Raw genomic sequence first — 15,344 nt, forward strand, 5'->3', positions numbered from 1 at the left:
ATTACCTTAATACATCTAAGTAATTAATTTCTGTATTTTTGCGGAATCATCAATGGTTAATTCAGAGATATTGCTTATTCTGTAAGTGATACAGAAATTAATTACTTAGATGTATTAAGGTAATTTTACACTAACGGAAATAAAAGTAACTACTGAAGAGTTACAACTGGGCAGTTAGGTTTTTTTATGTATCTTTAATTAAATTATTTGATTATTTGATGTTTTATACAGAAAATAATCCCTTTTAAATCCATAACTTTGCTGAGAATCAAGCATAAGTTCAATCATAATCTCAATTAGGTAGACAAAAAGCAGCTAATGTAAAGAAAAATTACTTTAACTAAAGATACAATTGTAAAGTTTAAGAAATTGACCAGTTATAAGGTATACAACATGCTGGAATTATACCAATGGGAACTATCTCAATACTCAGAGAAAGTGCGCCTAATTCTAGATTTTAAAGGACTAGATTACCGCAAAATAGAGGTTACGCCTGGAATTGGACAAGTAGAACTGTTCCGGCTGACTGGTCAGAAACAAGTGCCCGTGTTAAAGGATCGGAATAAATATATTGCGGATTCTACGGAAATAGCTAAGTATTTAGACTTAGAGTATCCCGATCGCCCGATAATACCCCAAGATCCCAAAAAACGGGGTTTAACTTTATTGATTGAAGAATGGGCGGATGAATCTATAGGCATCAAAGGTCGAAAAGCACTATTTGCAGCCATAAGTCAAGATCAAAATTTCCGCAAGTCTTTATTACCGACCTCAACACCAGATATATTTAAAAGTCTAGTTGGAGGAGTACCCACTGACTTACTGACAGTGTTGGGTTTTGGGGTAGGTTATAGTCCAGATGTAATCCAATCAGCGATCGCATCTTTAAAACAAGACTTGGAAGCGCTAACCTTATTATTGGCAGATAGTCCTTATTTAACTGGAGATGAGCCGACTTTAGCTGACTTGTCAGTAGCGGGCTTATCGATATTGCTCAAGTTCCCCCCTGGCCCCTATCTGGATTTACCAGCTTCTATTAGAGGAAAAGGATTGCCAATCTTTTCAGAGAATATAAATTATGAACCATTCTTTACCTGGCGCGATCGCATTTACGCTCAATTCCGTAAACCATTAATCAGTAGCACCTCAGCCGCAGGAGGTGCGCCAACTTCGATTCAGATTGATTAGATAATTGGGCATTGGGCATGGGGCATTGGATATGGGGCACAGGGTGGAGAATGACAAATGACCAATGACCAATAACCAATGACCAATGACCAATGACAAATGACAAATGACAAATGACTAATCAGATGAATTCGGGACAGCCATTAGGTTCGGTCATTCAAGGTTCTCTAACTGAAGGTTTAGAAGTACGATTGCATCCTGACATTTCTGTGGAAGATATGCGGGTTGGAAAGTTTCTTGTTGTGCAAGGGATGCGATCGCGCTTTTTTTGTATGCTGACAGATGTGGCATTAGGAGCAGCTAATGCCCGAATTATTGCTAATCCGCCCAATTGGGAAGACACTTTTTTACGAGATGTTTTAGCCGGAAGTGGTACTTATGGTACTATCAACCTCGCGCCGATGTTGATGTTCACTCCCGAAACTGAAGAATCTTTTTCCCCAACAAATGGCAAATCGGCAAATCCCTTTATCCCATCGGTGACGGGTTTGGCTTCATTTGTGCCACAAACCAGCACGACGATGGAATTGTTACCTGTTAAAACTATTCCTAGCCACTTTAGTCAAGTTTACGAAGCAAGTGTTGACGATTTTCGCCGGGTATTTGGTTGGGAAGATGACCCCCAAAGGCGTAATTTTTCCATCGGGAAACCCTTGGATATGGATGTGCCCGTTTGTATCGATTTAAACCGCTTCGTGGAACGGAGTAATGGGGTTTTTGGGAAATCTGGTACTGGTAAATCTTTTCTGACACGGTTACTTCTAGCTGGTGTTATCCGTAAAAGTGCGGCAGTAAATTTAATTTTTGATATGCACTCTGAGTATGGCTGGGAAGCCGTTGCAGAAGGGAAGAACGTTAATACAGTTAAGGGATTGAAGCAACTTTTCCCGAGTAAAGTAGAAGTTTATACCCTTGACCCGGAATCGACAAAGCGCCGGGGTGTGCGTGATGCTCAAGAACTTTATTTGAGTTACGAGCAAATTGAAGTTGAAGATATTAAGTTATGTAGTCGAGATTTAGGACTTTCGGACGCAGCCTTAGATAACGCCAATATTCTATATAGTGAGTTTGGCAAGTCTTGGATTGTCCAACTGCTGAACATGACTAACGAAGAAATCGAGATGTTCTGCGACGAGAAGCGCGGACACAAAGGCTCGATTATGGCATTGCAGCGCAAACTCTTGCGGATGGATAGCTTGAAGTATATGCGAGCGGTTTGCCCGCAAAATTATATTAGTAAAATTGTGCAATGTCTGGAAGCTGGGAAGAATGTTGTGATAGAATTTGGTTCCCAGTCTAATATGCTCTCTTATATGTTGGTGACGAATATGATCACCCGACGTATCCACGAGCATTACGTCAAAAAAGCAGATAAATTTCTGCAAAGCAAAAATCCCAGCGATCGCCCCACGCCGTTGATGATTACCATTGAAGAGGCGCACCGTTTCCTTGACCCAGGAGTAGTACAAAGCACTATCTTTGGAACTATTGCCCGCGAACTGCGAAAGTATTTTGTCACTCTTTTGGTAGTCGATCAACGTCCATCAGGCATTGATAATGAGGTTATGTCCCAGATTGGAACTCGGATTACCGCTTTGCTTAATGACGAAAAAGACATTGACGCTATTTTTACGGGTGTATCTGGTGGTAGCGGACTGCGATCGGTATTGGCAAAGTTAGACTCTAAGCAACAAGCCTTAATTTTGGGTCATGCCGTTCCCATGCCGGTAGTAGTACGTACCCGTCCCTACGACGCAACTTTTTACCAAGAAATTGGTGAGCCAGCCTGGGAAGAAAAACCTGACGCAGAAGTATTCGCTGCGGCTGAACTCGCCAAAGCTGATTTGGGATTTTAGATTGTCATTTGTCAGTTGTCCTTTGTGCTTTGCCAGTTGCTCTTTGCAAATTACCAATACTTCTCTAAGAACGCGAACAGCGTGTCGGAGACAGAGATTGCACCAACGACTTACCTCGGCTCCACTCGGCACAAGTCGCTCAGTACAAGTGACTAATGACAAATGACCAATAACAAATGACCAATTCGTAACAACCCTCCATTTTCCCAGCAAATTAAGTTCGGTTATCCGGCTAATTTTTGGCAACAGAAGAGGGGTTTTTGGGGTCACTATAGATATAGTAAGTAATTTCAAGGAAGCTGAAAAATTTTTACAAATGGCCAATTTTGAATTACAATTGAAAGCTTTATCTTAAGATACTTTACTATCTGCCTGATTTATCGTAGGATAAAGCTAAGTAGAACTCATACCGACTTCGGATTCTTTAATTGCTGTGATTGACTGCCTAAAATAAGAATTCTCAAAAACAACCAGTGTGCTTATAAGAGATTAAAAAATTTAGGCAAGATAGGGGAACTTATCTTGGAGTTTACCGTCTTAAGAAAGTCTATATCAATTGATAATTACTTTTAGTAGCTCCCGATATTTCATGATAGATTTACTACCTTTATCCATCCATTTTAGTAAGAAAACATACAGTATATTTACGGTTTAGAGGACGACGCACCAATGCCTACTGTCAATACCCAAACGGAAAACCTCAACACCAGATTCACGGCTGATATGGTGCGAACCTATCTGCGAGAAATTGGTCGTGTACCACTGCTAACCCGCGAACAAGAGATTGTGTATGGGAAGCAGGTTCAACAAATGATGACGCTCATTGATGCCAAAGAGGTTTTGGCGAAGAAACTGCAACGCGAACCGGATATGTCAGAGTGGGCTGACGTGGTTCAATTATCAGAAACTGAAGTACAGCAAACTGTAGCCCAAGGTAAGCGAGCAAAGCAAAAAATGATCGAAGCGAATTTGCGCTTGGTCGTTGCTATTGCGAAAAAATACCAAAAGCGGAACATGGAATTTCTGGATTTAATTCAGGAAGGAACACTAGGATTAGAGCGAGGTGTAGAGAAATTTGACCCAATGAGGGGTTATAAGTTCTCGACTTACGCTTACTGGTGGATTCGCCAAGCTATTACCCGCGCGATCGCACAACAAGGACGTACTATTCGCTTACCCATCCACATTACCGAAAAACTGAACAAAATCAAGAAAGTACAGCGTGAGTTAGCTCAAACCTTGGGGCGATCGCCTACTCCAGCCGAAATTGCTAAAGAACTGGAACTAGAACCTGTTCAGATTCGCGAGTATCTGAACATGGCGCGTCAACCAGTATCTTTAGATGTTAAAGTTGGCGATAATCAGGATACTGAGTTGCAAGAAATGCTCGAAGATGGCGGCCCATCACCAGAGTATTACACCAACCAGGAATTCTTACGCCAAGACTTGAACAACCTACTAGCAGAACTAACCCCGCAACAGCGAGAAGTTTTAGCTCTACGCTTTGGTTTAGAAGATGGTAATGAAATGTCATTGGCGAAAGTGGGTGAGAGATTGAATCTCAGCCGCGAACGCGTGCGCCAGCTAGAGCATCAGGCTTTAGCTCATCTGCGTCGCCGTCGCGCCAATGTCCAAGAATACATTGCTAGTTAAATATAGAGATGCGAAATCCCGCGTCTCTAAAGCTTGATGCGCCTCCTAAATTCAGGGGGCGATTTTTTATGCCGATCGGCATAAAAAATATTAGGACTAGTATTTGATTTTTGAAATCTTAAGTAGGGTGCGGTTACTACGTTCCGTCTAACACACCCTAAAAATACTTATATTTTTTCAAAAATTAAATATGATTCCTGTAGTATTTTTATTCATTAAAAAGTAAAAAACAAGATGTGACACAATTGATGTTGATTGAGAAGATTTTATTTCTGATTAACCTCACCCAATGGAATGAATCTATTGTATTAAGAATAAATTAAGTTATATTAAGCAATATTAATTTAATTAAATAGCTCTGTAGTAAAGGTTTCAGCCCTGACTACAGAGCCATCATTTGTCACGATCGCTCACTGACTCTAACTGGTGGTAATCTAAGATTGTTGAGCTAGATAAAATAAAAACTTTAGTTTTTGACAGTTTTCTTTTTTGGACAATAGTAATATAAGTCGTGAACTAAGTCTTTGACAATTAAGACTTGGTTATAGTTTAAGTAAGTTCTAAAAAACTTAGTTGATTTTTTAACAGGAGAAGTAGGGTGCTTAACAACCTTTATCAGTTCTTATCTCCCCGCCAGTGGGGAATTTCCCTAGCGGGCTTAGGCTTACTTCTCGGTTTGGGCTTTATAGGCAAGCAGACTCAAGTTGTACCGATTACAGATTCTCCATTATCATCGGCTCAGATTCAGAAAACCAAAATCTCCGAAAACTCCCTTTTGTCTCAATTAAGAAGAGTTAGAGAAGAAAGAAGTCAGCAGAGAGCGGCGGCTGGAGAGAGAGGGGTTTTTATGCATAAGAGCGGAAAAACAGTCCCTACAACCACAGCACTGGTTCCAGATTCTCAGGGAGCTACAGGCGCAGAAGTTTTACCAAAAGTGAATTTTCCTGTAAAAGATGGGGTTTATCTCTATGGCCAATCCCCAAAATCAAACCAACTTGGTCAAGGTTACATTATATTTCAAAAGCAGCAGGACAAGATAACTGGTGCGTTGTATATGCCTCATTCAGAGTTTAATTGTTTTCAGGGTACACTTAGCCAATCAGGAGAGTTGGCGATGACGGTTAATAGTTCATCAAATGAAGCCAATTCTGTTCAATCAAATCAGGTAGCTGCAAACAATAAACTGCCTCAAGTCGGTGAAGATGAGTTCAGCAGTTATCCTTACTCAGTGGCTCTGCAAGACTTTTATCAATTAAATTCCATCACAGCTAGCGATCGCCGCACGTTGCAAATGTGTAAATAATCTTTAAGTTAATACTCAATTCCTGGTTGCGCTTTAACACCTTGATCGCGGAAAGGGTGCTTAACTAGAGTCATTTCGGTTACGAGGTCAGCACGCTCAATTAAACCAGCCGGTGCGCCTCTGCCTGTGAGAATAACGTGTTTGTTAGCTGGTTTTTGTGCCAAACCCGCCAAAACGTCCTCCAATGGTAAGTAAGCCATTTTGAGGGCGATATTGATTTCGTCTAATAACACCAGTTGAAAGTCTGGGTTGCGAATATATTCTAATGATTTTTCCCAGGCAGCGCTAGCCTTGTCAAGATCGCGATCGCGGTCTTGAGTTTCCCAAGTGAAGCCTTCGCCCATTGCATGAAATTCTATTTGGTCTTCCCAATAGCTGAAAGCCCTTTTTTCTGAAGGTTCCCAACTTCCCTTGATGAATTGAACGATCGCTACTTTATACCCGTGACCTAGCGATCGTAACACCATCCCTAAAGCCGCAGTAGTTTTACCTTTGCCATTACCAGTATTTACAATAATTAATCCTTTTTCGGGTATAGCTTCTGCTATGCGCTTGTCTTGTACTTCTTTGCGTCGCTCCATCTTCTTACGGTACTGTTCATCAGTCAGAGATGAAGACATTACCTCATCAATCAAGCGTCCAATTTCTTGGTCTTGGTTTAATTCTTGTGGTGTATCGTTTTTCATCAACTTCTTCTAGAAATAATTGTTAAAACTTTTGCCAATGAATCAAAATTGTATTTACAATTTGATTCTAGCTAAATCACATAATTGAATACGTCCAGTAAGGTTTTATAGAAAAATATTTTTCCTCTCCTGTGTTAGCTCTTTTTACATGATTTGCAGACAAGTATGTAAAACTATATGATATAAAAGCTGAACTTATAATTTGAATTTAATATTACTATTTTAAATAATTTAATATGTTCATTAAAGCACTTTACCAGTGTATTCCAATCGCAAGTGGTTGAACGCCTCACCTTCAACAGCTAATTACCAACCATTTACCAACCATTTTGAAGAACAAAGCCGATTAGCCCGCAATTTATTGCAGAGTGGGAAAACAACGCAAAACCAGGGTTTTAGGAATCGAGGTTAGACCAATAATCAATTAACCAGCAGTCTGATAACCTTCAACCTGACTGTAAATCAGCACTGTTATATATATTTCTCACGAATATTACCAAAACCTTGATAATATTGATAGCGATCGCATTCAACTTTTAAAGCCAAGTAGATCGTTTACCCTAAAAATGGTTAAAGGGGAATTTGGAGTTTTATTAAATAAAATTAATGTCTGAACAAAAGCCTATAAGTCCTTGGAATTACAAACCTTGGTGGTGTCAGCCCTGGTCTATAGTTTTGACGGGTGTAACACTAATTACTGGTAGCTGGTTGCTATTTAAAACTATCTGGCTAACAGTTCTTGTTTCTATCCCTGTAGTGACATGGATGGGATTTTTTGTGTTGTTTTGGCCACAACTAATGATTCGCAGTGGGATTTTGGAGTCGTATAAAGACTAATTCGAGCCTGATATATTAATATAAATTCCTCCAGGCAGAGAAAATTATTCCACTGTGTTGAGAGATTTAGCAGCAAAGTTAGAGGACTTTTCAAACATCCTCTCAGACAGGATTTCATTTAGACTGAGTATCCACACACGATTATCATTTTTATTAAGAATATTGGCGTTGCTGAATCATGGGATGATTTCGCCCTATTTTGAACGAATTATTAATAGTTTCGTTTATTTGGTGATTTGACTTATGGAGCTTTGACTATCTCTGCAAGTGGTAATAATACTTCTATTCGGATTACTTCCACAAATCAGATGTTAGCTACTTTAACTGCCATCAATTCTAGCTTGATTGGCGAGAATGATTTTGTCTCCTTTTCCTAAGCCCTCCCGACGCACAATAACTGACAAGGCTTAGATCAAAAAATCGGCGGGGATGCCATTGCATGAAGGGGGGAACGGGAGCAACGCGAAAAAGTGAGATCATCGTCTAATGAGCAGGGGGAGCAGGGGAGGCAGGGGAGCAAGAAAATATTTAGTATATTTTGCTGCTAAAAAGCTAAAAAGTATACTTAAATTATTTCTCTCCCCCTGCCTCCCCTGCCTCCTCTGCCTCCCCTGCTTACTCACCTCACAAAATCGCATTGCTCCCGGGGGGAACTTATGTTTGAGTGTTTGAGTCCCCCACTTATGCTGAGTGGTTTTCGTAGCCTGCGGGATTGAGCGCAACTGATAGGGTTGAATCTCCATTCTTATTCACCTTGCTCCCTTGCCTCTTTTTCAACCCTCGAAACTTCTTTGCGTCTATACAAATTGGTGGTATTAAAAATATCAATCTTTTATAGGAACACTGACAGTATAATAAGTTTTGATAATTTTTAGTCGATCTCGATCATTTTTAAACTGGCTTTGGGCACAAGACCTTGTAAGCATCTACATACTCAGGGAATTTGCACAGTGAAAGTTAGGGTGATATGAACAATAGAGCAAACCAAAGGCATGAAGAACATCATGCAATACAATATTTCTGTATATTCAACCGAATGTTGATTTTTGTTGCAGAGATGTTTATATTACACAGCCTTGATGCTGGAAAGTTAACCTTGCGGTTATTGCAAAATCTCCAGCGTACCAAACTTTTCTGGCTAAGGCTCAGACATTCATCTGTGAAAACCCAAACTGTTCCTCTACCTGAAAATGAAGCAGAAAGGCTCAAAGCATTGGCGGGCTACAATATTTTGGATACCCTACCCGAACAAGCATTTGATGACCTAACCGCTCTGGCTACCTATATTTGTAAGACTCCAATTGCTTTAATTAGTTTAGTAGATGCCGATCGCCAATGGTTTAAATCTAAGATTGGACTAAAAGTTAGGGAAACATCTAGAGAGTCGGCTTTTTGCTCTCATACCATTCTGCAACCAGAGGATATATTAATAATTCCCAACGCCATGAAGGACGATCGCTTTGTTAACAATCCTCTAGTCAGAGGTAATTCCAAAATTTGTTTTTATGCTGGTGCGCCACTAGTTACACCCAATGGTTTATCTGTCGGAACGTTATGTGTCATGGATACCGTTCCTCGTCAGCTAAGTTACCAGCAGTTAGATGCACTGCGCCGCCTAAGTCGGCAAGCGATCGCTCAGATGGAACTCATTCAGGAAGTTCGCAACCGCAAACAATCAGAGATAGAAGGAAGGCAGTTATCGCTGACCGACGATCTAACAGGTTTGCATAATCGACGTGGTTTCTTCGTGATGGCTGAACAACAGTTAAAAATTGCTCACCGGATGAGATTGTTGTGCTGGGTTATTTTCATTGATTTAGATGGGTTAAAACAGGTTAACGATACCCTTGGTCATGAGATAGGAGATGCCTTGATTATTGATGCTGGTCAATTACTCAAGCAAAGTTTTCGGAACTCGGATGTTGTTGCTCGCTTAGGTGGAGATGAGTTCATTGTTTTCATCTCCAGCTACTTTAAGGATGCAGATAGCATTCAAGAGTATCTACAAGCAAATATTGCCAACTTTAATCAACAGCAAAACCGTAGCTATGAACTTTCGATGAGTATGGGGATAGAGCGTTACTCACCAGAAAGCAATATGTCACTAGAACAATTAATCGCTAAGTCTGACGAATTAATGTACGCTCATAAGCGTCTCAAGCGGCAATCTGTTGTTTAAGATTGGGAATTGGGAATTGTTAGGACTTACGCAAAACATCTTATAAAATTTACTAATTCACTACTTGACTACCATGACTGCGGGGATCGTCTTGATTAGTCGTTGGTGCTACTGGGGCAGAAAATTTGGAAACTTTGCCGCTAGCTTGAGCATAAGGCAGAGACGAACCTGTAACCAAAGCCTCTAAATTGCTAGCCATAATTGTGCGGGGCTGATCGCCGATCGCTTGGGCGATGGTTTCTCCTTGCTGACTCAAAAATACAAAATGGGGAATCCCATCTACCCGATATTTCAACATCTCTGGTAGCCACTTGGTATTATCCACATTCAGCATGACAAAATTCATCTTGTCAGCATACTCTGTTTCCAATTGAATGATATCTGGTGCCATTTTCTGACAGACAGTACACCAATCAGCATAAAACTCTACTAGAGACGGTTTGCCGTTGCTAACAGCTACTTCTAGCGGTGTAGACGAATCGCTTAACTTGGCTAGGGTTGCCGAGGTTGTTTCAGTTCGCAATCCTAAGACGAGGGCAACGCTAAGAGCGATCGCTACCATTACAATTAAGAAGTTTCTCAAACGCTTCCCGAATGGAGATTCAGGCTTATCTGGGGAATTAACAGGTGAATCAGTACTCATAACAGAATTATTAAAACTTATTAAGTAATTTCTTCTTTAGTCTAGCTGACTCCAAGCGCTCTTTAAAACGTAATTTACTACTCAAAATGGGTATTACAAATAAGGACTTTAGATAAAAAAGGTTTTCAAAGATGATTTTAAGCTTCAGAAATATTAGTGCTGTGTGTGGCGTATTTTTATTAGTCAGTGTTAGCAGCTTTCACAATTCAGCCATAGCCAATATAAACAATCAGTCCCAACTTATAGCACAGCAGAGTAAAACCCAGCCACACCCAGTTTTTAAATCTATCCTGCCCAAATTAAAGCAAAAGACTCAAATTAAGATTTTATTGCCGAAGTTTATTCCTGAGTCGGATGGGGAAAATCCAATTTATGCAAATATAGAAACTGCTACGCAAAAAAACTACGAGATTTTACTGGCTTTCAGTCCCGATTGTTATGGGGCCTCTGCCTGTCGTTTGGGTGTGGTTACGGCTGAAGCCGTAACCCGCAAAACACCCGGTCTGACTGGGAAACGTGTATCCCTAGCTAAGGGATTCACTGGCTATTTTGTAGATTTTACTTGTGGTGCTGGTTGCTCAGATGCTACCTTGACTTGGAGACAACAAGGTGTGCAATATGTTATTGGATTGAAAGCAGGCGATCGCACTTCTTTAATAAAAATGGCTAATTCTGCGATTAATCCCTAACTAACGTCATTTGATTCTACTTCCCAGCGAAACAGCCGTGGCAATTGAGATACATCTATGGCGTAGTTAACAATCCACAGTACTAATTCAAAAATCAATAAATATCGTACCCATACCAACTCGCTTTTGGAATCCAAAAGTGTCAAACCCTCATATAACTGCCAGAAGCGGTAAGGCAAGTATATATAAGGAACCATCACCCACACTACATTTTGCAACTGCCTGAGTGTTACTGTCTCAGAGATGATTTGCAACCCTAATACGATAAAATACCAACCAAGTACAGTTAACACACTGCGATCACCCCACCATACACCCCACAATAGCATGACTACTAATGGTAGTAATCCTCCTAGCAGTTGCACTGAGCCAAACCAAACTTTATACCAACTGGGAAATGGTAAAGGGAGAGTATAGGGCTTTGTCTGTTTCCACCCCCAGTTCACAACCATAATAAAAAGTGTGGCAATTAGAAAAAAGAGGGAATTTTCTACTAATAGATAGAGATTGGTGTTTAAGGAAGTCACGCCGCTTCTTTGCGAGATGCCTAGGGCGAACGCTCCAAATTCAAAATTAAAAATGACGCTCTCGACGAGAGGCTGCGCTAACACAATTAATAATCTCCATAAATTACGAAAAATACTTTAACTTTTCTTGGCTCTATTTTCTTGGATTACATGAATAATTGATGGCAGTAAAGAAATAACTATAATTAATCCAATAATTGGTAACAAATACTTATCTACCTGTTCAGGTGGCAGAGATTTTCCTAAGAAAAATCCTAAGATAGTGATGCCGAATGTCCAAAGAAAGCCACCAATTAAGTTGTAAGAAAGAAATGTCCGATAATGCATTGCACCAATCCCAGCTACAATCGGCGCAAAAGTGCGAATAATCGGTGTAAACCTCGCCAAAACTAGAGTTTTTTTGCCATGCTTGTCATAAAAATTCTGGGTTTTTACCAGGTGTTTTTTATGAAACAACCATGAATCTTCTTTCTGAAATAACTTTCTGCCAAATCTGTATCCTGTAGTGTAGCCAACATTATCACCAAGGACTGCACAAACAAAAGAACCAAAAATCAGAACCCAAATGTTAAATACGGGTTCTGGAACAGATGCGAGGAATCCAGCAGTAAATAATAAACTATCTCCCGGCAGAAAAAAACCAATTAGCAAGCCAGATTCTGCAAAGACAATTGCCCATACCCCAAAGTAGCCAATTTTTGTAATTAGGTCTGGTAAATTTAAATGCATAAAATTTTTTACCGTTAAACAATAAGCCTAAAATATCTTAACGTTCAGCAATTTTCCTGAATAAAAAGTAATATTAAAATTACGTAAAGTTCTTGTGTAATCTTTAGAAATATAGTGACAGATAGCACATTTTGGGTTATTGGTGCAAAATGGGAAGATATTTGAAAGTACTAAGATTATTTTGGGGTGCTGCGATCGCAGCTGAGTTGGAGTATCGTGTTAACTTTTTCATAACTACCCTCAGCAGCTTGGGAAATCTTGTTGGCAGCCTTTTTGGACTATTCTTGTTTTATCGCACTGGCTATACTTTTAGTGGCTGGACATGGGAAGCAGCTTTAATAGTTCTAGGAATTTTTACCTTACTACAGGGATTTTCTGCAACTTTTCTAGCGTCGAACTTGAATCGCATTGTCCGCCATGTCCAAGAAGGCACTTTAGACTTTATATTGTTAAAACCTATCCGCAGTCAGTTTTGGCTTTCCACTCATACCCTTTCACCTTGGGGACTACCGGATATAGTTTTTGGTTGTATTATTATTGGCTATGCAGGTAAACGCCTTGGTGTAGGAATAAACGGCTATCTACTTGGTATAGTGCCGTTGTTGTTCAGTTTCGTGATTTTATACAGCCTGTGGTTTATGCTGGGAGCGACGAGTATCTGGTTCGTAAAAGTATACAATGCTACTGAAGTGTTGCGTGGTTTATTGGAAGCTGGACGATATCCTATTGCTGCATATCCCACTGCTTACCGCTTTTTCTTCACCTTTGTGATGCCAGTAGCTTTTTTAACTACAGTACCAGCCCAAGCGCTGTTGGGTCGGAGTGAAATTAGCTGGTTGATAGGTGCGGCAATATTATCACTAGCGTTGTTTTTCGCTTCTACTTGGTTTTGGCGGTTTGCGTTGCGGTTTTATACTAGTGCTTCGAGTTAAAGAGAGATGAAAAATAATCAAATTTTCATCCATTAAGTACTCAAAAAAGTTAGAGAAGAACAATTGCAACTAGTAAGTCAAGATGATTTGGATTTATAACATTTTATGGAATCCCAAATAGACATACATTTGCCCAATGGAGTTTTACAACGCTTGCAAAATGTAAAAGATTTTGTAGGCGGAAGCGTTAACTCTCTAAGTAATTCAGCACAGCAAGTTGGAGAGTCTTTGAAGACAACAGCAACTACAACAACTGATACAGTTACAACTAGCTTAGAGCAAACTTGGCAAACAGCAGAGCAATTTAAAAATACAACATCAGGAGCAGTTAAAGATGCAATGGCATCTTCTGCAAGTGATTGGCTGACACAACACCCAATATTTTTTCGGTTAGTTCAAATACTAGGTTGGGGAGCTAATCATCCAATTATTAGTGTAATAATTCTGCTGTTTGCACTTGCTCTACTTTGGAGCATCATCAGAGCAATTGTCCGCTTAATTGAAACAGCTAGTTGGTCAATACTCCAAGTTCCGTTAAAACTACTTCAGGCTTTGATTCAAGTTAGCTTTCTATCTTTAACTAAAATTGGGATTTTTACTGTTCAACAAATCACAGGTGCTAATAAGGCTGATAATCTACCAGCTTTACTACCTGAAAATTTTCAACCAAATAAACAACAACGATTAACAGAAATTTCTCATCGTTTAGAAGCAATTCAAAAGGAACAACATCAGCTTTTACAAGAAGCAGCAGATTTGATTGCTTCAGATACTACTGATATAGAAATATCAGAATTTAAACAGCTAAAAAGCGTTGAATCACATCTTGGCTGAGTTCGGCGGTAGAACCGGAGGCGACAATACCGCCTTTTTGCATGGCGTAATAATAATCAGCCTGACGGACAAAGTGCAAATGTTGCTCTACCAATAAAACCGAAATACCTGTGGTTTCGACGATGCGACGGACTGCGGCTTCAATTTCGAGGATGATGGAGGGTTGAATACCTTCAGTGGGTTCATCTAAGACAAGTAATTGAGGTTCTCCCATTAAAGCACGGGCGATCGCTAATTGTTGCTGCTGTCCCCCACTCAAATCGCCACCCATCCGCGAAAGCATGGTTTTTAACACCGGGAATAAGCTAAAAACTTCCTCTGGAATTTCTGCTTTTTTAACTGCTTTCTTTCTAGCTTCTAACCCCAGCAGCAGATTTTCTTTAACTGTCAATCGAGGGATAATTTCTCGCCCTTGGGGGACATAACCAATTCCTAACTTCGCCCTTTGGTCGGGAGATTTGGAGTTGATTAATTCTCCAGCTAAGTTAATAGTACCGCTACGGGGTTTGAGTAAACCCATAATTGTTTTGAGTAGTGTCGATTTGCCTACACCATTGCGTCCAATCAGGCAAACCATTTGCCCAGATGGTACGCTCAAATCCACATTGCGGAGAATGTGGCTTTCGCCGTAGTAAACGTCAAGGTTAGAGATTTTTAGCATTATAGATTATGTAGATATTAAAATTTAACGCAGAGGCAAAAAGAAAGATTTATTTGTTATGCTTTTGTCCAATAACCTCAATATGATTATGTGATAGTCTGTCTAAGGTAAGAAGGTAAAGCAAATGACGAAAACCCAAAAACGGCTGACCTTTGAAGAGTATCTTACCTATGACGATGGTACAGACACGCGCTATGAGTTGGTGGATGGATAACTAGTCGAGATGCCACCAGAAATTCAGGAAAATAGCAATCTGGGAAGATTTTTATTATTCCTGTTTTCCCAAATATACTTCAATAACACGAGAGTCATTTTGCACTTCTTCAAAATTTCCTTCGCACAGCACTGAACCTTCATGTAATACTGTTACTTTTTTAGCAATTTGCCGCACAAATTCCATGTCATGTTCAATTACTAAAATAGAATGATTTTGCGCTAGTGCTAAAAGTAATTCACCGATGTTATAGGTTTCTTCATCTGTTAAACCTGCAACTGGTTCATCAACGAGTAATAAGTCAGGAGACTGTGCTACTAACATCCCAATTTCTAAACGTTGCTTTTCGCCGTGAGAAAGCAAACCTGCTCTAATGTCAGCTTTGGGAGTTAAACCAATCGTTTCTAACAATC

At 39.9% G+C, this 15,344-nt stretch carries 16 protein-coding genes; 10 read left to right on the forward strand and 6 right to left on the reverse strand.

From position 1 onward, the window contains the following. The first annotated feature begins 393 nt into the window (after positions 1–393). From V7K42_RS26570 to V7K42_RS26585, 4 genes are all read left to right on the forward strand, one after another. Positions 394–1,188: a glutathione S-transferase family protein gene (locus V7K42_RS26570; RefSeq protein WP_334920388.1), complete on the forward strand. Its 795-nt coding sequence runs from the start codon at positions 394–396 to the stop codon at positions 1,186–1,188. Positions 1,189–1,313: 125 nt separating this feature from the next. After that, positions 1,314–3,044, forward strand: a complete 1,731-nt coding sequence (locus V7K42_RS26575) for an ATP-binding protein (RefSeq protein WP_334920417.1) — start codon at positions 1,314–1,316, stop codon at positions 3,042–3,044. 669 nt (positions 3,045–3,713) lie between these two features. Beyond that, a complete protein-coding gene (locus V7K42_RS26580) occupies positions 3,714–4,697 on the forward strand; it encodes an RNA polymerase sigma factor, RpoD/SigA family (protein WP_334920390.1) in 984 nt (327 codons plus the stop codon). A gap of 598 nt (positions 4,698–5,295) precedes the next feature. Continuing rightward, on the forward strand, positions 5,296–6,000 hold the full coding sequence (locus V7K42_RS26585) for a hypothetical protein (protein ID WP_334920391.1): 705 nt from the start codon (positions 5,296–5,298) through the stop codon (positions 5,998–6,000). An 8-nt stretch (positions 6,001–6,008) separates the two neighbouring features. On the opposite strand, the gene cobO is transcribed toward V7K42_RS26585, so the two are convergent. Continuing rightward, positions 6,009–6,686, reverse strand: a complete 678-nt coding sequence (gene cobO, locus V7K42_RS26590; RefSeq protein ID WP_334920393.1) for a cob(I)yrinic acid a,c-diamide adenosyltransferase — start codon at positions 6,684–6,686, stop codon at positions 6,009–6,011. Positions 6,687–7,292: 606 nt separating this feature from the next. Between cobO and V7K42_RS26595 the strand changes: the two genes are divergently transcribed. The 3 genes from V7K42_RS26595 (at position 7,293) to V7K42_RS26605 (ending at position 9,702) form a co-directional block, all read left to right on the forward strand. Further along, positions 7,293–7,523, forward strand: a complete 231-nt coding sequence (locus tag V7K42_RS26595; RefSeq protein ID WP_334920395.1) for a DUF6737 family protein — start codon at positions 7,293–7,295, stop codon at positions 7,521–7,523. A gap of 251 nt (positions 7,524–7,774) precedes the next feature. After that, on the forward strand, positions 7,775–7,900 hold the full coding sequence (locus V7K42_RS26600) for a hypothetical protein (protein ID WP_334920397.1): 126 nt from the start codon (positions 7,775–7,777) through the stop codon (positions 7,898–7,900). A gap of 590 nt (positions 7,901–8,490) precedes the next feature. Continuing rightward, a complete protein-coding gene (locus V7K42_RS26605) occupies positions 8,491–9,702 on the forward strand; it encodes a sensor domain-containing diguanylate cyclase (protein WP_334920399.1) in 1,212 nt (403 codons plus the stop codon). A gap of 52 nt (positions 9,703–9,754) precedes the next feature. On the opposite strand, the gene V7K42_RS26610 is transcribed toward V7K42_RS26605, so the two are convergent. Then, a complete protein-coding gene (locus V7K42_RS26610) occupies positions 9,755–10,345 on the reverse strand; it encodes a thioredoxin family protein (protein ID WP_334920401.1) in 591 nt (196 codons plus the stop codon). Between the two features lie 131 nt (positions 10,346–10,476). On the opposite strand from V7K42_RS26610, the gene V7K42_RS26615 reads away from it, so the two are divergent. Next, a complete protein-coding gene (locus V7K42_RS26615; protein WP_334920403.1) occupies positions 10,477–11,034 on the forward strand; it encodes a hypothetical protein in 558 nt (185 codons plus the stop codon). Here V7K42_RS26615 and V7K42_RS26620 read toward each other — a convergent pair. Then, on the reverse strand, positions 11,031–11,561 hold the full coding sequence (locus V7K42_RS26620; RefSeq protein WP_334920405.1) for a hypothetical protein: 531 nt from the start codon (positions 11,559–11,561) through the stop codon (positions 11,031–11,033). The genes V7K42_RS26615 and V7K42_RS26620 overlap by 4 nt on opposite strands. 117 nt (positions 11,562–11,678) lie before the next feature. Beyond that, positions 11,679–12,290 (reverse strand): DedA family protein, encoded by a 612-nt coding sequence (locus V7K42_RS26625; protein ID WP_334920407.1) that lies wholly within the window; start codon positions 12,288–12,290, stop codon positions 11,679–11,681. Between the two features lie 149 nt (positions 12,291–12,439). Between V7K42_RS26625 and V7K42_RS26630 the strand changes: the two genes are divergently transcribed. Together V7K42_RS26630 and V7K42_RS26635 are read left to right on the forward strand one after the other, a co-directional pair. After that, a complete protein-coding gene (locus tag V7K42_RS26630) occupies positions 12,440–13,222 on the forward strand; it encodes an ABC transporter permease (RefSeq protein WP_334920409.1) in 783 nt (260 codons plus the stop codon). 105 nt (positions 13,223–13,327) lie between these two features. After that, entirely contained in the window at positions 13,328–14,056 is a 729-nt protein-coding gene (locus V7K42_RS26635; RefSeq protein WP_334920411.1) for a hypothetical protein, read from the forward strand. Here the strand turns inward: V7K42_RS26635 and urtE are convergent. Together urtE and V7K42_RS26650 are read right to left on the reverse strand one after the other, a co-directional pair. After that, positions 14,019–14,717 carry an urea ABC transporter ATP-binding subunit UrtE gene (gene urtE / locus V7K42_RS26640; protein WP_334920413.1) on the reverse strand — a complete coding sequence of 233 codons (699 nt, stop codon included), beginning with the start codon at positions 14,715–14,717 and terminating at the stop codon, positions 14,019–14,021. The two genes, V7K42_RS26635 and urtE, sit on opposite strands and share 38 nt — an antisense overlap. 268 nt (positions 14,718–14,985) lie before the next feature. Beyond that, positions 14,986–15,344 (reverse strand): ATP-binding cassette domain-containing protein (locus tag V7K42_RS26650; RefSeq protein WP_334920415.1); only part of this gene is annotated, 359 nt, incomplete at its 5' end.

It is taken from the genome of Nostoc sp., from assembly GCF_036917455.1.
In the GTDB taxonomy this organism is placed as follows: Bacteria; Cyanobacteriota; Cyanobacteriia; order Cyanobacteriales; family Nostocaceae; genus Nostoc.